This window comes from Sphaerisporangium rhizosphaerae (assembly GCF_042665155.1).
GTDB classification, from domain to species: Bacteria; Actinomycetota; Actinomycetes; order Streptosporangiales; family Streptosporangiaceae; genus Sphaerisporangium; species Sphaerisporangium rhizosphaerae.
Window position 1 is genome coordinate 358998 of the sequence record NZ_JBHTCG010000001.1, and the last position, 22159, is coordinate 381156.

A 22159-nucleotide genomic window follows, 5' to 3' on the forward strand; every position below is an offset into this window, starting at 1 on the left:
CAGGTGGAAGGCGGGCTTCATGCGGGGGCGGACACCTTTGGTGCTGCGGCGTGCCTTCAGTGAGCCGCTCCTGTTGCTGGCGGCGTTCGGCTCGATCCTGCTGGCCACCACCACGCTGGTCGCGCTCACCATGTACGCCTCCTCCATCGCGCAGGTCGGCGTGCGCCGGGCGATGGAGACGGCCTCCCCTGACCTCACCGCGATCCGCGTCACCGCGCCCGTCCAGCAGGCGACCTACCAGCGGATCGACCGGTCGGTGCGCGACCGGCTGGCCGCGCGCGTGCGGGACGGCGGCGCCGAGGTCCCGCAGCGCCTGACCTTCAGCGCCCGCTCCGACTCCTACGCCATGCCCGGGCAGGAGCGGCGCCGGCAGCCCGATCTGACCCGGTTCGGCGTCTACGACGGCATCGAACGGTCCGCCCGGCTGGTCACCGGCGCCTGGCCTCGTCCCTCGGAGACCGGGACGGTGGAGGTCGCGCTGTCCGAGCCCGCCGCCCAGGCGATGAACCTGACCGCCGGAAGCGGGTTCACCGTCGTCGGCCGGCTGGACCACAAGCCCGTGCGCGCGAAGGTGACCGGGGTCTTCCAGCTCCAGGACCCCTACTCCGACCGCTGGAACGGCGAGGACCTGCTCCGCAAGGGCACCGACCGGGGCAACTACACGACCTACGGCCCCCTGATGGTCCCGCGTGCGACCTTCCTGGCCAGGTTCACCGCCACCAGCATCGCCGCCACCTGGACCTCGGTGCCCGACCTGCGCCGGCTGCCGCCCGAGCGCCTGCGGCCGTTCGCCGCCTCGGTGTCCGCCGTCGGCGAGGACCTCCAGCGGGACTGCCGGGCCTGCACGACCTTCACCCGGCTGCCCGACATGCTCACCCAGCTCGACCAGGCCGCGCTGGTCGCCCGCTCGACCATGCTCGTGCCGGTGCTGCAACTGCTCCTGCTCGCCGCGTACGCGCTGGTGCTGACCGCGCGGCTGCTGGCCGACCACCGGCGCATGGAGATGGCGCTGCTGCGCTCGCGCGGCGCGGGCAGCCTGCGCCTGACCGTCCTCACCGGCGCCGAGGCACTGCTGGTCGCCGTCCCCTGCGCCGTCGTCGCGCCGTTCCTCGCGCCCGCGCTGCTGAGCCTGGTCAACGCGATCCCGTGGATCCAGGCGGCCGGGGTGCGCATCACCCCCCGGCCGGACGCCGCCACCTTCGCGATCGCGGCCGGCGTCGCGCTGGCCTGCGCCGTGCTGCTCGCCCTTCCCGCACTGCGCGGCGCCCGCCGGACCTACGTCGAGGAGCAGGCGGTACGCGGCCGGGGCGAGCGGCAGGGACTGCTGGAGCGGGCCGGCGGCGACATCGCGCTGCTCGCGATCGCCGCGCTCGCGATCTGGCAGCTCCAGCACTACGGCGCCCCGGTGACCGCCACCACCGGCGGCGACCTCGGCATCGACCCGCTGATCGTCACCGGCCCGGCGCTGGCCCTGCTGTGCGGCGGGATGCTCGGCCTGCGGCTGGTGCCGCGCGTCTCCCGGCTCGCCGAACGGTTCACCTCGCGGCGTCCCGGTCTGGCGCCCGCGCTCGGCGCCTGGCAGGTGAGCCGCCGTCCGCTGCGCTACTCCGGGCCCGCCCTGCTGCTGACCATGGCGGTGGCGATCGGCGTGGTCTCGATGGCCACCGCCGCCACCTGGCGGACCTCCCAGCGGGACCAGGCCCGCCACCAGGCCGCCGCGGACCTGCGCGTGTCCGGCCCGGTGGAGGCCCCCGAGCTCGGGCCGCTCGGCCGCGGGGCCACCTACGGCGGGCTGGCCGGGGTGAGGGCCATCAGCCCGGTGTACCGGGGGGTCACCTCCTTCTCCGGCGCCAACCCCACGCTGCTCGCCGCCGACGCGGCCAAGCTGGAACGCCTGCTCATGCTGCGTCCCGACCTGTCCTCCGCCTCCGTACGGACGATCGCCGCGCGCCTGACCGCCGGACGGCCCGCGGCGCCCGGCCTGCCGCTGCCCGGCACGCCCAAAAGCCTGTCGATGACCGCGCGGTTCGGCGTGGACGTGCCCGCCGACCGGGCCGGGTACGACGGGCTGCGGATCCAGGTGCTGCTGTCGGACGCGCTCGGCGCCCACCGCGAGGTCCAGATCGGGCCGCTGCCCGCCGACGGCCGTTCCCACCCCGTCACCGTCGACCTCGCCGCCCTGGCCGGGCGGACGGGCGCTCTCAGTTACCCGCTGCACCTGCGCGGTTTCCTCATGGACGTGCCGGTGCCCGCAAGCGGCAGCGGGCTCACGCTGACGCTCTCGGGCGCGCGGACCGACACCGGCGCCCCGGTGATCCTGCCCGAGGCGCTGCGGTGGGGCCCCGTCCTACGCGGGGAAGGCCACGTCGACGCCTCCAAGATCACCGCCACCGGCGGCCCGGCGCTGCTCTCGCTCGCCGTCCCCGCGCCCAAGGCGCAGAAGCCACCCCGGCAGAGCGACCCCGAGCACCTGGCCGTCGTCGCCGCGCCCGCCGCGCTACCCGCCGCCGACCTGGCCCCGCACCTGGACGGCTCCGCAGGAGCGATCTTCCGGCCGGTCCCGGTCGTGCTCACCGCCGACCTCGCCTCCGCCCAGAACCTCACCGAAGGCAGGACCGCCACCATCAACATGGAGGGCGAGCAGCTGAAGGTCCAGGTGGCGGCCATCGTCGCGTCGATGCCGGGCACGCCGGCGGGGACGCCCGCCATCCTCGCCGACCTGCCGACCATGCTCACCAGGGACGTCTTCGCCGCCCGGGTGCCGCGCGCGGCCGGAGAGTGGTGGATGGCCACCCGAGACGGCGACACCGCCGCGGCGGCGACCCAACTGGCCCACCACCCCGAATGGGACCAGACCGTGGTGGACCTCGGCTCGCTGACCCAGCGGCTGAGGGACGACCCGCTCGCCAGCGGCCTGCAAGGCGCCCTCATCCTCGGCTTCGTCGCCGCGCTGATCTTCGCCGTGCTCGGCTTCCTGGTCAACGCCGCCGTGGCGGCGCGGGAGCGGACGGCCGAGTTCGCGATCCTGCGCGCCCTCGGCATGAGCTTCCGGCAGATCTTCGGCCTGCTGGCCGTCGAGCAGACCTTCCTCATCGGGCTGTCGCTCGCGGGCGGCACGGTGCTGGCCATCGCCGTCGCGAGCCTGGTCGTCCCGCACATCGTGCTGACCGGGCAGGCGGTCTCGGTGACCCCGTCGGTGCTGCTCGACATCCCCTGGCCGGCCACCGCCGCCCTGCTCGCCGTGGTCGCCGCGCTGCTGTTCGCCATCGTGGGCGGTCTCGCCCGCTCGCTCCGCCGGCAGGGTCTCGGCCGGGCACTGCGGATCGGAGAGGACCGATGAACCCGCTGCTTCTCCTCAGGGTCCACCGGGGCGCCGCGACCGTACTGGCGCTGCTGGCGCTGAGCGCGACGCTGCTGGTGTGCGCGCTGCCCCGGGCGTTCGAGCGGTCCTACGACGACGCCCTGCACGGCGTCCTGGACGACACCGCGGCCAGCCTCACCGACGTCACCGTCGAGGTGCGGGCGCCCAGCACCAGCGCGCTCGGCACCGAAAACGCCTTCGCCGCGGGCGACCGGCACTTCCGCGGCCTGCTGCCCGCCCCGGTGGCGCAGGTCATGGACCACGGGCCCGGCGCCGACAGCCACTACGGGGCCAAGACCATCGGCACCCCGGTCGCGGGCCGCCTCGAAGGCGGTGCACGCCCGTACCAGTACGTCGACATGGCCTGGCTGTCCGGCGCCGACCGGCGGATCCGGTACGTGGCGGGCGCGCCGCCCGGGGCCCCGGTCACCCTCGCCCGCGTCCCCGGCCGCCCGGAGCTCACCGACGTCACGCTCTTCGAGATCGCCCTGTCCAAGCAGGCCTCCGACAAGATGGGCATCCCGATCGGCGCCACGCTCATCCTGGGCAACAGCCGTCCCTCGCTGGCACGGGTCACCGGGCTGTACCAGGCCCTGAACCCCCGCGACCGCTACTGGCAGCACAACAACGACCTGCTGACCGTGACCGTCCTGCGCCAGCCCAACTTGGACGCCGAAGAGCTCTACATCACCGGCCTGACCAGCCCGCAGTCGCTGGCCAAGCTGAGCGGCGAGGCCCGGGCGCTGAGGTACCTGTGGGTCCTCGGCGTCCAGAACAGGGCGCTCACCGCCCGCAACGCCGCTCCGGTGATCGACGGCATCGGCGCGTACCTGCGGACGATCGTCACCGACGCCAACGGGCCCATCGCCTACGACCCGCAGATCCGCATCGCCCCCTACGACCTGGACACTGCGCTGCCGCAGGTCCTCGGAAAGTTCCTCGACCGGCTCAGCACCGCGCAGACGCTCATGTTCCTCATCCTGGGCGGCCTGATCACGGTGGCCGTCGGCGTTCTGGCCCTGGCCGTGCAACTGCTGGCCGAACGCATGCGGAGCGGCCTCACCCTGGCCCGGGCCCGCGGCGCGTCGCTGCGCCAGATCGTCCTCACCGGCACCGGCGCCGTCAGCCTGGCGCTGGTCCCCTCGGTGCTGGCCGGCTACTGCCTGACGTTCGCCTTCCCCGGTCCCGCCACGCCGATCGTGCACCTCGGCCCGCTGCTGATCACCCTGGTCACGATCGCGTTCACCGCCGCCCGCCTGGCCGCCGGCCACCGCAGTCCGATCGAGGACCGCCGCGACGACGTGGTCGCGCGCCGCCCGTCCCCGCGCCGGATCGCCCTCGAGGTCGTGGTGGTCGTGCTCGCCCTGGCCGGCGCCTACCTGCTGCGCACCCGCGGGCTCACCACCCAGACGCTGCGGCAGGGCGCCGACCCGTTCCTCATGCTCGTGCCCGCCGCGCTCACCGTCGCCGCCGCCCTCATCACGCTGCGCTGCTACCCCTACCCACTACGGCTGATCGTCTGGGCCGCCGCCCGCGCGCGCTCCGCCGTCCCGTTCGTCGGGCTGACCCTGGCGGCCCGCGCCAGATCGGTCACCTCGCTGCCCGTGCTGATCCTGCTGCCCGCGCTGACCGTCTCGGTGTACGGAGCGGTCGTCGGCGGCGCGCTGGAGCAGACGCAGCGGCTGGCCGCCTGGCAGGCCACCGGGGCCGCCGCCCGGGTGGAGGCGTCCGCCGAACTGCCCGCCGACGTCGTCGAACGGGTCCGCCGCGTGCCCGGCGTTAAGGAGATCCTCCCCGCGGACAAGGGCATCGCCCAGGTCGGCCTCGGCGGCAGGACGGCGACCGTCGTGGCCGTCGACCTCGACGCCTACCGGCGCATCCTGGCCGGGAGCCCGCTGGACCCCCCGCACGCCGCGCCCGGCCTGCCCGGCGCCACCATCCCCGCCCTCGTCTCACCCGACCTGGCCGGCATGAGCTCCTTCGAGATCGGCTGGCATGTCCGCATGAAGCTCACCAAGGCGGGCGTCATCCGCGAAGGGCTCCCCGGCGTGAGCTTCACGGTGAACAACCTGATCGTGGTGCCCTACGACGCCTCGAAGCGGGCCGGGTTCCGCACCTTCACCACCATGCTGCTCATCGCCGGCCAGGACATCGACGGCGCCAAGCTGAAAGCGGCCACGGGCAACCGTCGCGACATCCTGGTGTCCACCTTCGACGAGTCGCTGCGCAAGGTCACCGCGACGCCGCTCGCCGGCACGATCATGACCAGCTTCCGCGTCGTGACCGCCGCCCTGGCCGTGTACGCGCTGCTCACCGTCATCATCGCGCTGGTGATCGGCGCCGCCGAGCGGGCCCGCGCCCTTTCCTACCTGCGCACCCTCGGCCTGTCCGAACGCCAGGCGTCCGCCCTGACCGTCCTGGAGATCACCCCGTTGATCCTGCTCACCGCATGCGCCGGGCTGCTGCTCGGCCTCGCGCTGCCCTCCGCGCTCGGGCCGGCCATCGACCTCAGCGCCTACGCCGGCGCCCTGACCGTCGGCGACTACCGGCTCAGCCCCACCACACCCGTCCTGCTCGCCGCCGGACTGGCCGCCGTGTCCGTGCTGGGCGCGTTCCTGCACGCGAGGTTCGGCGCCCACCGCTCCCTCGGCTCGGCCCTGCGAGTGGGCGAATGACCGCCACACCGACACCGCCCACCGGGGAGGCACAGTGAACACACCGGGCGCAGTGAACACCGGCAGCATGGACAGCGCCGGCACGATGGACACCCCGACGCTGTCGGAGCTGGAGGAACAGGCCGGCAAGGCCGGCCCCGCGTTCGGCGAGCACGCGCACATCCTGTGCGACAACCTCGTGCGCATCTACAAGACCGAGGGCGTCGAGGTGGTCGCCCTGCAGGGGCTCGACCTGCTCATCGAGCAGGGCGAGCTGATCGCCATCGTGGGCGCGTCCGGCTCGGGCAAGTCCACGCTGCTCAACGTGCTGTCCGGGCTGGACGTCCCCACCGCGGGCGTCGCACGGGTCGCCGGCACCGACCTGCTGTCCATGACCGCCAAGGACCGCCTGCGCTACCGGCGAGAGATCGTCGGCTTCATCTGGCAGCAGACGGCGCGCAACCTGCTGCCCTACCTGACCGCCCGGGAGAACGTGCGGCTGCCCATGCGGCTGGCCGGCAGGCGCGCGGGCGCGGCGCGCGCCGACGAACTGCTCGAACTGCTCGGCGTGGCCTACTGCGCCGACCGCAAGCCGACGGAGATGTCCGGAGGAGAGCAGCAGCGGGTGGCCATCGCCGTCGCCCTGTCCAACTCCCCGCAGGTCATCCTGGCCGACGAACCTACCGGCGAGCTGGACACCGAGAACTCCGAACAGGTCTTCGCCGCGCTGCGCCGGGCCAACCGGGAGCTCGGCGTCACCGCCGTCATCGTCACCCACGACGCGCTGGTGTCGGAGCAGGTCGACCGGACGGTGGGCATCCGCGACGGGCGGACCAGCAGCGAGACGCTCCGCCGCGCCTCCTCGGACGGAAAGATCATCGCCGAGGAGTACGCGGTGCTCGACCGGGTGGGGCGCCTGCAGCTCCCCAGGGACTTCACCAACGCCCTGGACATGGAGCGCCGCGTACGCCTGGAACTCGAACGCGACCACATCGGCGTATGGCCGGACAAGCCACAACCGGGGGACTCCGAATGACCACCCAGCCGAACGACCCCACCCCCCACGACGCCACCCCCGGCGGCCGGGCCCCCCGCCACGACACGGGCGCACCCCTCCACGAAGGCGGCGCGCCCCTCCACGAGTCCGGCGCCCACGGCAGCGGCGACCACACCTCGCCGGAACCCGCCGCCGAACCCGCCCCCGCCGCCGAGGCGCCACCGGCCCAGCACACCGCCCCCCACACAGACCACCCGCCCAGCGGCCACACGGGCGAAGCACTCGACGGCCACCCGAGCGAGACACCCAGCAACCGCACGGACGAGGCGGCGAGCCACGGCACGGACGAGGCACCGAGCGGCGGCAGGGGCGAGGCGGCGCCCGATGGCCGCACGGGGGAGGCGCTCGTCCTCGTCCGAGGGCTGCGCAAGGTCTACAACAGCGGCCCCAAGGAGGTCGTGGCCCTGGACGAGGTCTCCTTCGAGGCCTACCCGGGCGAGCTGATCGCGATCAGGGGACGCTCCGGATCGGGCAAGACGACTCTGCTCAACCAGATCGGCGGCCTGGACCGCCCCGACGGCGGCCGCGTCGTCGTCGCCGGGCGCACCGTCACCGAACTGGCCGAACCAGGACTGCTGGAGCTGCGCCGGGACGTCATCGGCTTCGTGTTCCAGTCGTTCGGCCTGATCCCCGTCCTGTCGGCGGCGGAGAACGTCGGCGTGCCCATGCGGCTGTCCCGCGTCCCGGCCGCCGAACGCGACGAGCGGGTGCGCATGCTGCTGTCGCTGGTCGGGCTCGAGAAGCACCGGAACCAGCGGCCCTACGAGCTGTCCGGCGGTCAGCAGCAGCGCGTGGCGATCGCGCGGGCGCTGGCGAACCGTCCCAAGCTGCTGATCGCCGACGAGCCGACCGGCCAGCTCGACTCGCAGACCGGCCGCCAGATCATGCAACTGCTGCGCGCCCTGGTCCGCAGCGAAGGAGTGACAGCTCTGGTCGCCACGCACGACCCGGCCCTCATCACCCTCGCCGACCGAGTCCTCCACCTCCACGACGGCGCCTTCACCGCCCCCACCCCCATCCCGGCCTGAACCTCCCAGGGGCCGTGGTGGGTCAGCGGCCGGTGCGGCTGGCGACGATGAGCTGCACCGTTCGCTCCAGCGCGTAGGCGGGGTCGGTGCCGCCGCCTTTCACCTGTTCGTCCGCGGTGGCGACGGCCTGTACGGCGCGGGCGAGCCCCTCCGGGCCCCACCCGTTGAGCTGGCGCTTCACGCGGTCGATCTTCCAGGGGGGCATGCCGAGATGGCTCGCCAGCTGCCCGCCGCGCAGGTTGCGCGGAGCGCCGCCCACCTTGGCCAGCGACCGCACCCCGCCGGCCAGCGCGCTGACGATCAGCACGGGGGCCACTCCGGTGGCGAGCGCCCACCGAAGCTGTTCCAACGCCTCGCCCAGCCGCCCCTCGACCGCCTTGTCGGCGACCGTGAAACCGCTGACCTCGGCCCGCCCCCGGTGGTACCGCGCGACGGCCGCCTCGTCGATCGCCTTGCCGGGGGTGTCGAACGCGAGCTGCCCGCAGGCCGCGGCGAGCTCGCGCAGGTCGTTGCCCACCGCGTCGAGCAGCGCCTGGGCGGCGTCGGCGCTGATGGTGCGTCCGGCGTTCCTGATCTCGTTCTTGACGAAGTCGAGCCGCTCGCCGGGCTTGGTGATCTTGGTGACCGTGACGACGGCCGCACCGGCCTTCTTGACCCCTTCGACCAGGGCCTTCCCCTTCACCCCGCCTGGATGCACCAGGACGACCACGGCGTCCTCGGACGGGTTCTTGGCGTAGGTGACGATCTCGGCGATGACGTCCTTGCCCAGATCCTGCGCGGATCGGAACACGACGACGGCCCGGTCGCCGAACAGGGACGGGGAGGTGAGCCTGGTCAGCTCCCCCGGCTCGACCTTGCCGCCGAACAGGTCGTGGACCTTGGTCTCGGGGTCGTCCGCCCGCGCGGCCGCGACGACCGACGCCACGGCCCGGTCGGCGAGCAGCTCCTCGTCTCCGACGACGAGGGTCACGAGTGCTGGTTGCGTCGCCATGCGAGCAGCATCCCACGCCCGCGAGCCCCAGCGGCAACCGACCGGAGTCCACCCGGCCGGACCCCGCACGAGCGACCGGACCAAGACCTTCCGGCCGATGACGGCGGCCTGGAAACCTGCCCGTCCAAGTGTCTGCGAACGGCGGAAAAGAAGGATCAGACGGGAATGTCCGCCGCGCCGATCGGAGCGGCCGGCACAGAATCGGCGTGCGTCATCGAGTTCAGCTTCAGGCTGCACTGCCCCGCCGGGTCAACTAGTGACTTCAGCGATCACGCAGGAAATCATGTGAAAGAGACGACCAGGAAAGGCGAACCTTGGAGGGCGGTCCGTGAACGGTGAGAGTACGTACACCGGCTTAGGCGAGACGATCGGCACCGCGCTCCGGCGCTCCGCCGGAACACGGCCCCGACGGTGGTTGCTCGCGATCACCCTGGTCGTGGGCCTGCTGGCCGCCGTGGGGCTGAGCATGACACTGCCTCCCGCGGATCGGACGTTCGCCACGATCATCGAGCCGGTGCAGAGCCTGATGTCGGTCACGGTGCCGTTCCTCGGCGTGCTGCTGGCCGGCGACCTGTGGAAGGCGCCTGGTACGGCCCGCCCCCTGCCGTCCTTGCTGGCGGCGACACTGCTGGCCGCCGCCGTCGGTGTGTTCGGCCTGGTGGTCTGCGCCCTGGCGCTCGCGGTCGCTTCGTCCGGTTCTGCCGCGGATCCGTGGCTCAACGCCGGCACCGTCACCGCGGGGAGCGTTCTGGTGCAGATCGTCGGCCAGCTGGTGGGCACCGGGCTGGGCCTGCTGGTGCGCTCGCCCGTGATCGCTTGCCTCGCCACCCTCGCACCGATGGGCCTGTGGTGGGTGCTGGGCGCCGTCGACTTCCTCCGCCCCGCCCAGGCGTTCACCCCGTACGCCACCCTTCGCAACCTGCTCTCCGGCCACATGAACCCGCTGACATGGACGCAGTGGGTCGCGGTCCTGCTGATCTGGGGCGTGGGCCTGAACGTCCTCGGCGCGGCCCGGCTGAGGCGGAGTCAGCAGCCGACACCGCGCGCGGAATACGCCTGAGCCCGGCGTAACGCCCCCCTCGAACTGATGCGAGCCGACACCACCGGTCCCACGACGCGAAATGCGCCTGACCCCGCGTAACACCTTGCTCGAACTGACACGAGCCGACGCCACCGGTCCCACGACGCGGAATACGCCGCGGCCCGCGTAACGCCCTGCTCGAGCTGACGCGAGCCGGCGCCGGCGCCCACGATGTGGAATACGCCTAAGGCCGCGTAACGCCCTGCTCGATCGGCGTGAACCGGCGCCACCGGTCCCACGATAGGGAGAAGGATCGCCGGAGGGGTGGGCCACCACGCACGAGCAAGACGTCCAACCGGCGATTTCCCATGTTCCGGCAAAGCCTGGATCCCACGACTCACGGCTGTACCACCGGTAACGCTGCAAGTCATCAGCAATCCAACTGCAGGTAGTGTCGGGCAAGTTGGTAGCAACGGACAACGGAAGAGGAGGTGAATTCCACCATGAACAAGCGCCGTCACAGCTGTCCTCGCTGCGGAGCGATGCTCGACGAGGGTCCCATCCTGTACCGCTGCGCTCCCTGCCGTCGTTCGGTGTATGCCGCCGACCTCGACACCGAGTTCCACACCGAACACACCACCGCACTCCGCTGACCGCCATTCCAGCAGCGGTCGTCGAAGACGCCCGATGACCACCCAGGCTCCGCTCGCCGACACCGCGCCCGGCCGCGAAGAAGCCTGGCGCGCCACCTTCAGATGGCCGCGGACAAACGGCCGCGGATGACGATCGGGTCTGAACGACAGCGAAAGACGATCGTCTCAACGGCCGTGGGTGACGATCGCCAGGTGTCCGGCGTCGGAGATCACCGCCACGTCGCCGTGCTGGTCGGTGCGGTAGACGCGCATGCCGAGGTCGTGCAGGCGGCGCATCGTCACCGGCGCGGGGTGTCCGTAGTCGTTGTCCGCGCCGACGCTGATCAACGCCGCCCGGGCGCCCGTGGCGGCGAGGAAGGCGGGATCTTGGCGTGCCGACCCGTGGTGCGGTAAGTTAAGTAAAACACATCATAGGTCGAGACCGGTAGGAGAGACTGCCCATGGCCGATCGCATCAGGGTCGCGATCTACGTCAGGATCTCCGACGACCGAGAAGGCAGCGGCCTGGGCGTGGCCCGACAGGAAGCCGACTGTCGACGCAGGGCCGAGTCGCTCGGCTGGGACGTTGTGGCCGTGTTCGTGGACAACGACCTCAGCGCCTTCAAGAACAAGACCAGGGAAGGCTACGAGCAGCTTGTGGCCGCCATCGAGACCAGGCACATCGACGCCTTGCTCTGTTGGCACACCGACCGCCTGCACCGCAACGTACGACAGCTCCTGGACTTCCTGGACGTCGTCAAAGAGCGAGACGAGCAGCATCCCGACAGGCCGTTCATGGTGCAGACCGTGCAGGCCGGCTCGCTGGACCTGTCGTCGCCTACAGGCCGGGCCATGGCCATCACCTATGGAGCCTGGGCCGAGCAGGAGTCAGGCCATAAGGCTAAGCGCATCAAGGGAAAGATCGCCGAGCTGGTGCAGGCGGGCAAGGTCCACAACGGTGGCCCACGTCCCTTCGGATACACCCGGATCTACTCAGGCGAAGGCCCGCGTCGGAAGATCCTTAGAGACGAGATCAACGAAGAGGAAGCGGCGATCGTCCGTGAGTGTGTAGATCGCACTCTTGCCGGCGAATCAAAGCGGTCGATCGTGGCCAGCCTCAACCAACGTGGCATCAAGACCACCACAGGTGGCTCATGGTCCATCCAAGGTCTCAGGACGATGCTGATGTCCGGTCGGATCGCCGGACTGAAGGAGCACAACGGAGTCGTCATCGGACCGGCATCTTGGCCGAAAATTATCGACCCCGAGGAGCACGAGCTGCTCCGATCGATGCTGGCCAGCAAGGGACGACAGCCCGGTCATGGGCCACGGAAGCACTACCTGACTGGCATCGTCCGCTGCTCATGCGACGAGCAGAGACCAAAGAAGATGCGGGTCGTCATCGGTCACGGCAAGCTGAAGTACGCATGTCAGCCGAAGGTCGAGGACGGGTGCGGCGGTCGCGTAATCATGATGTCCGACCTGGAAATACTGGTAGAGGACTATGTTTTCGGGCGAGCTAGGGACCCACACGCACTCAAGGAACTAGTCGCTCTTGAAGAGTCGGCGGAAAGCGAGTCCAACGCCATAATCGAGGCGATAGAAAAGGACGAGCGCCGCCTGACCATACTGCAAGATCAGCTAGTGGACGGCGACGAGGAAGATCTCTCCACCATCGTCAAATCCGTGAAGCGACTGGAAGCCCGGATTCAGGAGAACAGAGACAGGCTTGCCATCATCACCGGCGCTGTTTCACTAGTCGGCATCGATATGACCGACTTGGACAAGCGTTGGAGAGACATGCCGGTCGAGCATAAACGCAAGGTGACTGCCATGTTCATCGACATGGTCATCATCCACCCAACGACAGTGCGCGGTCGATTCGATCATTCTAGAGTGCAGATCATGCCGAGGGGTCAAGCAGCCCTGCGGCGGTAGGCTGTCCGAGCGAAGAGCCTCGCCACTTGCGTGGCCTCCTCCGGCGTAAGGGGAGGCTGGCTCGCCAAAAGGTCGTCTATCATCTTCGCCGCTTCTCGCTTGACTGCTGGAGACCAGTTCGCACGCGCAAAGCGTTCGGGTTCAGCCCTCTTCTCTTCATCGGTCACGATCAAGAGAATACGGACATTCGGGGCGAAAGTGTGAGTTACCCCCCTGCGTGTGAAGCATCACACTTTAAGGAGTAACTCCCCTTGTGGAATTTACGGCACGTCGTCTGGTATGCGCGCTAGAAGAGCGTCATCGGGGACGCTTGCCCGACCTCGCCATCACTGCTGACCAGTGGCTCCGGCGAGGCACCCTTTGGGTCGTACCGACCTTCGAGCCAGGCTTCGGCAAGAGCGACGCCCAGGAGGTCGCTGAACGCATCCCAGCGCTCCTGGCCGGTCATCTCTTCGGGACGCTTGTATCTCGTCAAACTGCTCCTCCGCGCCTTGGACCTGGTTCCTCGCTGACGGTTCAGCGCCTCTTCGAACGCTCCTTGTCCAGGTAAGCCTTGATGTGCCTCAGAGGGTCGGCGCTGTTCCGGAAGGCGAAGCGCAGCACCTCGGACCTCGGCGACCGGAGGTTGTTGCCTCCGATGTCGAACAGGTCCAGGCCGTACTCGCGGGCGGAACGGTAGACCCACTGCTCGCCCTTGCCCAGGAAGTCAGCGATCTGCTTGACATCCCACAACGGATCAACCGCTGCCACGGATGGCACTGAAGGCGCAGAAGGTGTCCCCGCGGGCGCTACGGCCCGAGATGGCTCCGGCGCAACATTCCGCGCGTACGCGCGCTCGACTATTCCCTTCAGCCGCTCCTCAACCGTCTGTGATGGTGCCGCTTCCTCGCTCTCCGGCCCACGCCCCAGGAGCCCTTCCATTGCCTTGACGGCTGCGGCCTCACGCTCTGGACGTCGGTCGGCCAACCATGCGGCCGGACTGTTGCGCGATGCCCAGTGGGGGCGACGCTTACGTGATCTCATGGCCGGCCATCCCCGTGATCGCCTTGATTTGGACATCCTCAACGATCTGTATCCACATCGTCACCACTAGTTGACCATGGCACAGAAGCTCATGGTGAGCCAAAGTGAAATTACAAGGAGTTACTCCCTTTGTGGAGATTTGCGCCGAATGTCTGGTAGGCATGATCCAGGCATGGCTAGAGCCCCGACCGTTCTTGCTGGCCACGGCCCAACGAGGGGAGGTCAGGTGCTACGCAGCCGACCCGCTGCTTTCAAGTTCAGGATGTACCCAGGCGACTGCAAGGTTGTCGGCACCATCCGCTGTTGTTTAGTCTCGTAATCGAAATTATCCGGAGGGATGGTTAGTCCGTAGTGATCATCGAGAAGCTTGAACAAAAATTCGGGCTCGCAACCAGATCCATACTCTTCGCTCAACTGCTCTACAGTGTCGGTCACTCTCTCTACGCCGAAATTCTTCATGAGGCCGAATACGTAGTCAGTGAGCCTTTCTGCTCTGTCCTTGTTCTGCTTCGACCAGACCCAAGCACCGCCACCCAGTACGCCGTTTACCCACCATGAGACGGCTTCCCAAGCAGCGTGACGAATCACCTCAGCGGTCGGCTCGGTGTCCACCGACAGGTCGGCATCTTCACAAGAAGTTTCGGTAGATAGCTCGTAGACTTCTCCAGGAAAACCATGGATTAGGAAAAACCCGTTAAGGTGCTCGTACAGCTTGTAGTCGTTAGAGCCGAACTTATCGTGACGCTTGAATTCGAGAAGACCGAGCGCCTTCAGTTCGCTGATCAAGTTCCTGATGTGCCTATCCGAGACCTTGAGATACCCGGCGAGAGTCTCCTGGAAAACTCCGAACCATGCCCTTGGTCCGCCGATCCTCGCGAGTATCATCCACAGCCTCAGAGCCTCGGGGGACACCCCGGAGGTGATCACTGAGTACTGCACGCGAGCGAACCTTTGACTGGGCCGCATGTTCCTGCCACGGAACGTGTCACCATCAATGTGGAGGATGGTGATCTGGAAGGTGTTCCCCTGCCTGGTCTTGGTTGTTTTGATGATCCCGAGCTTCTTCAAATCGGCCAGCTCACGCTTGACACTGCTAGCGCTGGTGTGAAGTGCCTTGGCGATCGTCTCTGCCGGCATTGCGTTACAGAGGAGTTCTCCGGTCTTCGTGGTGTACTTCACGGAGAACAGGAAGGCTATGACCTGGAGTCCTCGATCGGATATGAAGTCCGAGAAGACGTAGTGCTCTGGCACCTGGGCGAATGTGTCTTTGACGTCGCCATCTGCTATTCTTGTCATCAGATGAAGTCCTTTCCTTCATCGACCGGTCCGGTTCCTCTCGCACAGGAGCCGGGCCTTTTTATTTGGCTGTATACCCAAAGTAGCAGAAAGGCTAGGCGAGCTTATATCCGGCAAATCTGTACCTGGTTCGAAGCTGGCCAACACTACTGGCGTCAGAGATATTCCGCCGGGGTTGACACCACTTTCTGTAGTCGATGAGTAGCTCGTGGCGAGCGTTTCGGGCAGATAGCTGAGAGATGTGGTGGGCCGATCCTAGCGACCCCTCTGACCTGCGAAAACATTGGAATGGGGTCATCCAGTTCCTCTCGATCGGTTCATACAGTTCCTCCTATCGGCTCATCCAGTTCCTCTCGGATGGGGTCACACAGTTCCTGTATAAAGAGAGTCTTCTAGAGAGTCTTTCAAGATAGTCTCTGTATATAGTGCTTAGATACGAAGAGCAAGAGAGGCAACTACGAGGGAATTTCGGCCAAGTAACCTACCTAGATTCCCTAGTAGTCACTCAGTAGGCTCATCGGCCTTCGGCCGGCCTCTCAACAGGATCTCCTAGCCGACTTCTCAGACCAGAATCCAGCGACACAGCCCTGAATGCCTCTACGAGGCTCTCAGATCGATTCTGAGGCTCTATGGCTAAGAATCCGACGGGAAGTATAGGTTTGGATCTGACAGCGGCCTACAGGCCGAATGAGAGCTTCCTTCGTATCACGCTTCAGATTGCTAGCTCATCAGCCTCGAACCATCCTGCGTGGCCTTCAGGCCGATTCTCCGGCCCAATCACCGCGAATCAGTCTAGGCATATCCCCTAACGATCTACAGGCCGCCTCAGAGCCTCTCAGCCCCGTTCCGGGGCAACAACTCGCGTGCTGTAAATAGCCGAGCCGCCAGCAGTTCGCTCACTAACATTCTCGTTCCGGAGTGTGCTCCAATAAAAGTAGCACGAAAACAGGACGGCCCACTCGAAGATAAGTCGGATCACAAAAGCGCCCGAGAGCAGTAACTCCCGAGCGCTTGGCCTTCCTCCTAGTCCAACTCCTAGGAGAAGAGCATGACCGACTTTATCACAATTACGATCGCTGCCGAGATTTCTATCGATGAGGTCCGCGACTTCCTCGTTGAGAACGGCTCCGCGAGCGTCGCTGACGCCAACAGATTTTTCGCCAAGATCGACGTCCTAGAAAACGGCTGCTGGCGATGGAACGCTAGCCATAACAGGAACAAGGGCGGCGACTACGGCCGTTTCTACCGCGATGGAAAATACTGGGTCACGCATCGTTGGATCTGGGAGATGCTCAACGGCCCGGTCACTGACGGCCTGGTCCTAGACCACTACCGGTATCCGGAGGAGGGCTGCATCGGTCCGCGGTGCTGCAACCCCTTGCATCTGAGGCCGGTCACTCCCAGGGAGAACACCCTCCGCGGCGTAGGTGCCAGCGCAGTGAACAGCCGGAAGTCCACCTGCCCGGCTGGGCACCGCTACGACAAGGTGTCCAAGCGCGGGTTCCGTATCTGCACCCGTTGTGAGCGTGCCTACAAGCAGGCTTGGGACGCCGCTCGACTGGCGGCTGCGTAATGGCCTCGTACAGGACGCTGATGCTTCGAGCTGCTAGAGCGTGCATCCGGCTGGGCTGGCCGCTCTTCGTCCAGAGCTACACCGAGGGCGGCCTGCAAGAGGCGACGACGTTCATCGGTCAGATCGAGACCTCGTTGGGTGAAGTCACCCGTGGTCTGCTGTGCCTTAGGACGGGCGCTCCTTCGGGAACAGTGGTCATCGAAATCTCCGGCCCTGCCGGACTTCGTACCGCCGAAATTTTGGCCCGAGCCGGCCTGCTGCCCGACACCGTGACGATCCTGACCGGTGGAGGGGGCGGCTACCTCCTGTACGCCCACCCTGGCGTCTTCGTTCCTTCCGGCGCCAACCTGCTCGGCCCGGGAGTCCACGTCCAGGCCGATGGCGGTCATATCCAGCTCCCGCCGTCGCGGAACCGGAACAACGGCTTTCAACTCAAGTGGACTAGCGGCAAGCCGCAGCGGCCCTCCACTCCCCTGCACCCGAGGATCCTCTCGGCTCTGCGTGACCAGGCACTGGCTGCCTGAGAGAGGAAACACATCATGAATCTCATACCTCCCGCCTTCAGGGCCAAGCCCAACAACTGCGAACTGCTCGACCAGGCGAAGCTGGCATTGGACGACGTCAACACGCGTATGTCAGCCGCTCTGGAAAGTGCCGAGCAGGCTGTACAGAAGGTCCGCTCCATCGACAAGCACGCTGAGGAGGCCGACCAGTGACGACCAGCGAACGCCTCTATGAGGGGCTATCCGAGGTACGGAAGCTGGTACCTCTGCTTGCCGAGGCTCTTGTACCTGGCACACCGCAGCGTTGGACCGAGCGAGAACTGACGGAAGCTGGCCGGCTCCGGCAGGACGCCGAGGCTCGCATCGACAGGTACTACCGCGCAGAGAACGCGGCCCGGGGGATCAAGGTTCTCGGCGACGGCAAGGCACCTCTCCGGCTCGACGTGCTGGACACTCAGGTAGATCTGAATGCCTCGGTACAGGGCCTTGAGGAGTCGGTGTGCGATCGGCTCGGACTCACCCCCCTGGCCAGCGCACGTACGACTGAACGGGTTACGAGAATCATCTCCCTGATCAGCCGGATCGTCATGGACACCGAACTTGCCGATCACGCGCTCACCGAGGTCGCTCGGATGGGCAGGCTAGCGAGAAGGGCGCTTGGTGACGCCGAGCCGGTGTATCGGCTGAAGGGGCGCTGCCCGATCTGCGACTGCCTCTCCCTACGTGCCTTCCCGGAGCGGGAGATCGTAGCGTGCGTAAATTCGGCCTGCAGGTGCGACGACGACGACTGCCAGTGCCACGGAGAGCCCTCACGGAGCCACCGATGGTTTTTCGGCCAGTGGGAGGACCTCTCCGACTACATGACTGAGAGGGACGCAGCATGACGGGCGGGGAACTGTTCACCGCCGAAGAGGCCGCAGCAGAAGTCGGAGTGGAGACGGCGACCATCTACAACTGGGTCCGGCGCGGTTACCTGAATTCGGCGGAAAAGCGGGGCCGATACAAGCTCTTCAGACTGGGTGACGTCTTCGCGTGCGAGAGTAGCCGATCGCGCGCCCATAGAAAATCGGCCAATGTGGTATGATCATTAGTGACAGATAAAACGCATAGGGATATCTGTGCCCGAAAGCCCGGCCACCAAGTGACCGGGCTCTCATTATGCGCTACTCCGCGTTGGCGTACCCGCGGAGCTTGATGGACAGAGCGACGTAGGCATCGTGGGCCTCGACCGCCCGGCGGACCAGCTCCTGCCCCTCGGCGGACAGCCCCTCAGACGATCCCCCACTCGCCTCGACCGCCCCCGAGGCCGCCTCCTCTGCCTTGATCCACTCACGCCGGAGCTTCACCAGCTCCTCATTGAGGTACCAGTCGTTGCTGACCTGCACCTTCGTTCCCCCTCACTTACCGAGACCACCTCGTTGTGGCCTGTCTAGAGCGGGATCGTAGATCCGACACACCGATTTCGGGCATGTCGGATACGGCGTGTCGGACTAGAACATTTGTCTCATCCCACGCCGGCGACCTTCTTGAGCATGTCGTAGATCGCGTTGACGGTGAGGCCACCTGCGAGTCCAGCCGCCATCCCGGCGAGCGCAGGCGCCATAGGGATCAGCGACGCTGGGACTGGAGGCTCCCCAGGAGCGAGGTCTCGAAGGTCCGGCCCATCAAATTCACGCCAGTCGGTAAGAGTTTCGACCACCTGTCCGAGGTTGTGAGTCCGATAGCTGCCATCGGCATCTAGAAGTTGCACAGAACGCAATGATGCCCAGTCGACAAGCGCAGAGGTACCGCTGTAGGCCATGAAGCTTACGAGGTCGGCGGTACCTGAAAATCGCCAAGGCTCAACCTCAGAATTCGACCCAAACGTGGCTTCCCGGCGATGATTACTCTGGACCCAGTCACGGTACGCCGAGAAGACTTCGGGGCTAAAGCCTAGCTTTCCGGATCGCTTTCTATTGTATCCGGCGATATAAAGGTCCCATCTTGGGCCAGATCTCAGGTCTAGATACTCATGGTTCGTCCGAAGATCATCGATAACGCGACTATTCGGAAGCGCGAAAAGAATGCTGACGAGCGCGCTCTCGTCTCGGCGCATCTCTAAGTGGCGTGCGACATGCGGAAGTAACTCCCGGGCTGATATATAAGTCATATGGTGCTTCGCGGCACTAGACGTAGGTCCAACTTTCGAGATCCGCTCTCTTTCCAAGGCACAACTCCCGCGCATCGCAATCAGATCGCCCTACGGATCATCGTCAGGCATTAAATGATCGTTACAACTTGGCGGTGAATTGTGAGTGAGACTCGGCACCGCTCAGGAAGACCCTACCTAAGAGCACGTCGTCAGATGTTCCAGATGTACGGGGACGTTTGCCACATATGTGGACATAGCGGAGCAGGTGAGGCTGATCATCTGGTTCCCGTCGCGATCGACGCCGATCAACCCGTCAGCCCCTTTGGCATGCGGCCGGCGCATGGATCAAGCACACCTTGCATGATGTGTCCCTCGACGGACGGCAGGCCGAGGTGCTGCAACCAGGAGCGTGGCAAGAAGTCGGTACCGACACCGCTGCGGACATCGCGTGTCTGGTGATCACAAAAATCGGCCCGACGATAACTAGCTAATATGGTTGACCCATATACCGATAGGTATAGAAATCATAGCGGACGCTAGCAAGCCAGCAAGGAAGAACCCCCACTCGCGACGGCGCTCGGCCCGAATCGTCGCTTTGGTCTCCCCTACGAGGATCTTCCGAATTTTCTCAGCCTGCTCCCGATTGACCTCAAGGAGCTGATGTTGCTCCGCCGCTTGGGCGAGGATTGCATCACGAGCTGCTTGTTGAGCTGCGAGATCCCGTCGTAGATCATCCATGAGCTTCGCAGCCTCGGTGAACGCCGCATTGACAGATTCAATCCGCCGCTTAAGTCGAACATCTGGCGCATCAGCCGCCTGCTTGAGTCGTTCCCGACGCCTGAATTCGAGAGACACGTAGCTGAACGACATGCTGATAAAAGCGGCAGCAGCAGCAACGATCGTCCTAGTCCAGCCCCACGGCAGACTAGTTGCAGCCCACACATATACGCCTTGGAAAACCAGAAACCCAGCGAGCAGCAATAGAATGACTTTTCGCCGTCTGCGTCTACGATCCACCACTCTATTGAATCGCAGCGATGTCTGCTACTAGGTGGTTGTAATCAAATCGCTAACTTCGATCGCACATCCAGCATCGACGGAGGCGAGGCGCAGTGCTGCCGCTGGTAATCCCAAGGGTCGTCCTCCGGACGCCGCCCAGCTACTGTCTCGTTTTTTATACATGCCACTGGACGACCCCACGCCCCCCCCTTTCCGCGTCTCTCTCCGCGTCATAGAGCCCAAGTTCGGCGTCATCGGGGGTGGTCATGGCGGATGGGTTTGTAGATGCGATCAAGACCGGTGACAGGCGCACGCAGCTTGAAGCGCTACGCGACAGATTGGCCGAGCGTCTAGAGAACGCCGGCTCACGAGACACGGCTCCGATCGCCAAGGAACTCCGCTCGGTCCTAGAGGACCTCGAAAACCTCCCTGATGGGCGAGAGGAGTCGACCGTTGACGATCTCGCTGCAAGACGTGCGGCTCGGCGCGCAGACGCCCAGGGTGGGCCGGTGGCCTGAGTATGTATCGAGTGCCGCGTCGGAGGTCATCGACCTGGCGGCCTCCGCCGGTCTGATCCTCGACCCGTGGCAGCAGCTCGTACTCACACATGGCCTCGGCGAACAGGCCGACGGCAAGTGGGCCTCGTTCAAGGTCTCCTGCTGGGTACCGCGCCAGAACGGCAAGGGCGGCATCATCGAGGCCCGCGAGCTGGGTGGACTGTTCCTGTTCGGTGAACAGCTCATCCTGCACTCGGCCCACGAGTACAAGACTGCCCAGGAAGCGTTCCTCCGGATCCGCGGCCTGATCGAGCAGACACCCGACCTCGACAAGCGCGTCAACCGCTACTGGTCAGCGAACGGCGAGCAAGGAATCGAGCTGAAGAAATCGGCTGGTGGCGGCCGTCTACGCTTCATCGCTCGCAGTAGAGGGTCCGGACGTGGCTTCAGCGGAGACCTGAACATCCTCGACGAAGCCCAGGCACTCACGGCCGAGCAGATGGCGGCGCTTCTGCCGACCATGTCAGCAAGGCCGAACCCACAGATCTGGTTCTTCGGCACGCCGCCTGATGACCCCGCGGCTTGGGCGTATGGTCTGCGCGACGACGGCGAGTCGGGAACGCAGCGCATGGCCCACTTCGACTGGGGCGCCGATCTTGACCTGACGAACGCCGATGACCGGCGTCGCGCCCTGGCGGACGTCGACCTCTGGTACGCCTGCAACCCGGCCCTTGGCCGACGTATCCAGGAAGAGTTCGTCACAGATGAGGCGAAGCCTTCTGGACTCGGCGAGCGGTTCCCGATCGAGCGTCTCGGGGTGTGGCCGCCACGAGCGTCCGATGGCCCCAAGGTGCTGGATCTCGCCACCTGGGAAACGCAGGCGGATGCGGAATCACAGGTCGTCGGCGACGTCGCGTTCGCGTTGGACATCACCCCAAATCGCGACATGGCCAGCATCGCGATGTACGGTCTCCGCGCCGACGGTGTTGGCCACGTCGAGGTGATCGACCAGCGCCGTGGCACTGAGTGGATCGTCGAGCGACTCGTGCAACTCAAAGAGCGATGGAACCCCGTAGCCATCGGTCTAGACATCAAGGGCCCCGCTGGTTCTCTACTCCTAGACCTGGAGAAGGCCGGAGTCATCCTGCCTAACGATGCTGACCAGCCGCTCTATGGCGACCTTGCGATCCCAACCGCACAAGAAATCGGAGCAGCGTGTGGCCAGTTCGCCGATGCGGTCAACCAGAAGATGCTCAAGCACATCGGACAGGATCGGCTCACTGAGGCAATCCGCGGCGCCAAGACTCGTCCTCTCGGTGACGCCTGGGGCTGGGGCCGGCGCATCTCTTCCGTAGACATCTCGCCTTTGGTGGCCGCGACGTTGGCCCGCTGGGCGTACGAGACCAGAGCGCACATCGTCACGAAGCCGTATGACGCGCTCGCGAACATCTGGTGA

General features: G+C 66.3%; 21 protein-coding genes. 12 read left to right on the plus strand and 9 right to left on the minus strand.

The window, feature by feature from the left end:
* Nucleotides 1–19 precede the first annotated feature (19 nt).
* From ACFQSB_RS01520 to ACFQSB_RS01535, 4 genes are read left to right on the plus strand one after another with little or no spacing between them, the layout of a single operon-like run.
* Nucleotides 20–3340 (plus strand): ABC transporter permease, encoded by a 3321-nt coding sequence (locus tag ACFQSB_RS01520; protein WP_380823851.1) that lies wholly within the window; start codon nucleotides 20–22, stop codon nucleotides 3338–3340.
* A complete protein-coding gene (locus tag ACFQSB_RS01525; protein ID WP_380823852.1) occupies nucleotides 3337–6036 on the plus strand; it encodes an FtsX-like permease family protein in 2700 nt (899 codons plus the stop codon). Before ACFQSB_RS01520 ends, ACFQSB_RS01525 begins: the two co-directional genes overlap by 4 nt.
* A gap of 34 nt (nucleotides 6037–6070) precedes the next feature.
* Nucleotides 6071–7051, plus strand: coding sequence for an ABC transporter ATP-binding protein (locus ACFQSB_RS01530; protein ID WP_354915385.1), 981 nt, complete (start codon nucleotides 6071–6073; stop codon nucleotides 7049–7051).
* On the plus strand, nucleotides 7048–8100 hold the full coding sequence (locus ACFQSB_RS01535) for an ABC transporter ATP-binding protein (protein WP_380823853.1): 1053 nt from the start codon (nucleotides 7048–7050) through the stop codon (nucleotides 8098–8100). Before ACFQSB_RS01530 ends, ACFQSB_RS01535 begins: the two co-directional genes overlap by 4 nt.
* Before the next feature lie 22 nt (nucleotides 8101–8122).
* On the opposite strand, the gene holA is transcribed toward ACFQSB_RS01535, so the two are convergent.
* Entirely contained in the window at nucleotides 8123–9091 is a 969-nt protein-coding gene (holA, locus tag ACFQSB_RS01540; RefSeq protein ID WP_380823854.1) for a DNA polymerase III subunit delta, read from the minus strand.
* Nucleotides 9092–9419: 328 nt separating this feature from the next.
* Between holA and ACFQSB_RS01545 the strand changes: the two genes are divergently transcribed.
* Nucleotides 9420–10151 (plus strand): hypothetical protein, encoded by a 732-nt coding sequence (locus ACFQSB_RS01545; RefSeq protein WP_380823855.1) that lies wholly within the window; start codon nucleotides 9420–9422, stop codon nucleotides 10149–10151.
* A gap of 779 nt (nucleotides 10152–10930) precedes the next feature.
* On the opposite strand, the gene ACFQSB_RS01550 is transcribed toward ACFQSB_RS01545, so the two are convergent.
* Nucleotides 10931–11092: a hypothetical protein gene (locus ACFQSB_RS01550; RefSeq protein WP_380823856.1), complete on the minus strand. Its 162-nt coding sequence runs from the start codon at nucleotides 11090–11092 to the stop codon at nucleotides 10931–10933.
* Between the two features lie 113 nt (nucleotides 11093–11205).
* On the opposite strand from ACFQSB_RS01550, the gene ACFQSB_RS01555 reads away from it, so the two are divergent.
* Nucleotides 11206–12681 carry a recombinase family protein gene (locus ACFQSB_RS01555; protein WP_380823857.1) on the plus strand — a complete coding sequence of 492 codons (1476 nt, stop codon included), beginning with the start codon at nucleotides 11206–11208 and terminating at the stop codon, nucleotides 12679–12681.
* Here the strand turns inward: ACFQSB_RS01555 and ACFQSB_RS01560 are convergent.
* The 4 genes from ACFQSB_RS01560 to ACFQSB_RS01575 form a co-directional block, all read right to left on the minus strand.
* Nucleotides 12660–12848 (minus strand): hypothetical protein, encoded by a 189-nt coding sequence (locus tag ACFQSB_RS01560; RefSeq protein ID WP_380823858.1) that lies wholly within the window; start codon nucleotides 12846–12848, stop codon nucleotides 12660–12662. The two genes, ACFQSB_RS01555 and ACFQSB_RS01560, sit on opposite strands and share 22 nt — an antisense overlap.
* A 119-nt stretch (nucleotides 12849–12967) precedes the next feature.
* Entirely contained in the window at nucleotides 12968–13156 is a 189-nt protein-coding gene (locus ACFQSB_RS01565) for a hypothetical protein (protein WP_380823859.1), read from the minus strand.
* Between the two features lie 41 nt (nucleotides 13157–13197).
* The gene (locus ACFQSB_RS01570; protein WP_380823860.1) at nucleotides 13198–13431 is read right to left on the minus strand and encodes a hypothetical protein; all 234 of its coding nucleotides are present in this window, start codon (nucleotides 13429–13431) and stop codon (nucleotides 13198–13200) included.
* A 495-nt stretch (nucleotides 13432–13926) separates the two neighbouring features.
* A complete protein-coding gene (locus ACFQSB_RS01575; protein ID WP_380823861.1) occupies nucleotides 13927–15000 on the minus strand; it encodes a hypothetical protein in 1074 nt (357 codons plus the stop codon).
* 1048 nt (nucleotides 15001–16048) lie between these two features.
* Here ACFQSB_RS01575 and ACFQSB_RS01580 point away from each other — a divergent pair.
* From ACFQSB_RS01580 to ACFQSB_RS01600, 5 genes are read left to right on the plus strand one after another with little or no spacing between them, the layout of a single operon-like run.
* Nucleotides 16049–16573 (plus strand): HNH endonuclease signature motif containing protein, encoded by a 525-nt coding sequence (locus ACFQSB_RS01580; protein WP_380823862.1) that lies wholly within the window; start codon nucleotides 16049–16051, stop codon nucleotides 16571–16573.
* A gap of 20 nt (nucleotides 16574–16593) precedes the next feature.
* Nucleotides 16594–17097: a bifunctional DNA primase/polymerase gene (locus tag ACFQSB_RS01585; RefSeq protein ID WP_380823863.1), complete on the plus strand. Its 504-nt coding sequence runs from the start codon at nucleotides 16594–16596 to the stop codon at nucleotides 17095–17097.
* A 15-nt stretch (nucleotides 17098–17112) separates the two neighbouring features.
* Nucleotides 17113–17289 (plus strand): hypothetical protein, encoded by a 177-nt coding sequence (locus ACFQSB_RS01590; RefSeq protein WP_380823864.1) that lies wholly within the window; start codon nucleotides 17113–17115, stop codon nucleotides 17287–17289.
* A complete protein-coding gene (locus ACFQSB_RS01595; RefSeq protein WP_380823865.1) occupies nucleotides 17286–17960 on the plus strand; it encodes a hypothetical protein in 675 nt (224 codons plus the stop codon). Before ACFQSB_RS01590 ends, ACFQSB_RS01595 begins: the two co-directional genes overlap by 4 nt.
* Nucleotides 17957–18160, plus strand: a complete 204-nt coding sequence (locus ACFQSB_RS01600) for a helix-turn-helix domain-containing protein (protein ID WP_380823866.1) — start codon at nucleotides 17957–17959, stop codon at nucleotides 18158–18160. The genes ACFQSB_RS01595 and ACFQSB_RS01600 overlap by 4 nt, the downstream gene beginning before the upstream one ends.
* Nucleotides 18161–18239: 79 nt before the next feature.
* Here the strand turns inward: ACFQSB_RS01600 and ACFQSB_RS01605 are convergent, their stop codons facing one another.
* The 3 genes from ACFQSB_RS01605 to ACFQSB_RS01615 form a co-directional block, all read right to left on the minus strand.
* Nucleotides 18240–18461 carry a hypothetical protein gene (locus ACFQSB_RS01605; protein WP_380823867.1) on the minus strand — a complete coding sequence of 74 codons (222 nt, stop codon included), beginning with the start codon at nucleotides 18459–18461 and terminating at the stop codon, nucleotides 18240–18242.
* Nucleotides 18462–18580: 119 nt separating this feature from the next.
* Entirely contained in the window at nucleotides 18581–18877 is a 297-nt protein-coding gene (locus ACFQSB_RS01610) for a hypothetical protein (protein ID WP_380823868.1), read from the minus strand.
* Nucleotides 18878–19690: 813 nt separating this feature from the next.
* Nucleotides 19691–20224: a hypothetical protein gene (locus ACFQSB_RS01615; protein WP_380823869.1), complete on the minus strand. Its 534-nt coding sequence runs from the start codon at nucleotides 20222–20224 to the stop codon at nucleotides 19691–19693.
* A 435-nt stretch (nucleotides 20225–20659) separates the two neighbouring features.
* Between ACFQSB_RS01615 and ACFQSB_RS01620 the strand changes: the two genes are divergently transcribed.
* Nucleotides 20660–22159, plus strand: coding sequence for a hypothetical protein (locus tag ACFQSB_RS01620; protein WP_380823870.1), 1500 nt, complete (start codon nucleotides 20660–20662; stop codon nucleotides 22157–22159).

Bases quoted from the DNA above. Each gene is read 5' to 3' on its own strand.
- ACFQSB_RS01520 (WP_380823851.1), top strand. From the start codon at position 20: ATGCGGGGGCGGACACCTTTGGTGCTGCGGCGTGCCTTCAGTGAGCCG.
- ACFQSB_RS01525 (WP_380823852.1), top strand. From the start codon at position 3,337: ATGAACCCGCTGCTTCTCCTCAGGGTCCACCGGGGCGCCGCGACCGTA.
- ACFQSB_RS01535 (WP_380823853.1), top strand. From the start codon at position 7,048: ATGACCACCCAGCCGAACGACCCCACCCCCCACGACGCCACCCCCGGC.
- holA (WP_380823854.1), bottom strand. From the start codon at position 9,091: ATGGCGACGCAACCAGCACTCGTGACCCTCGTCGTCGGAGACGAGGAG.
- ACFQSB_RS01555 (WP_380823857.1), top strand. From the start codon at position 11,206: ATGGCCGATCGCATCAGGGTCGCGATCTACGTCAGGATCTCCGACGAC.
- ACFQSB_RS01575 (WP_380823861.1), bottom strand. From the start codon at position 15,000: ATGACAAGAATAGCAGATGGCGACGTCAAAGACACATTCGCCCAGGTG.
- ACFQSB_RS01580 (WP_380823862.1), top strand. From the start codon at position 16,049: ATGACCGACTTTATCACAATTACGATCGCTGCCGAGATTTCTATCGAT.
- ACFQSB_RS01585 (WP_380823863.1), top strand. From the start codon at position 16,594: ATGCTTCGAGCTGCTAGAGCGTGCATCCGGCTGGGCTGGCCGCTCTTC.
- ACFQSB_RS01590 (WP_380823864.1), top strand. From the start codon at position 17,113: ATGAATCTCATACCTCCCGCCTTCAGGGCCAAGCCCAACAACTGCGAA.
- ACFQSB_RS01600 (WP_380823866.1), top strand. From the start codon at position 17,957: ATGACGGGCGGGGAACTGTTCACCGCCGAAGAGGCCGCAGCAGAAGTC.
- ACFQSB_RS01610 (WP_380823868.1), bottom strand. From the start codon at position 18,877: ATGGCCTACAGCGGTACCTCTGCGCTTGTCGACTGGGCATCATTGCGT.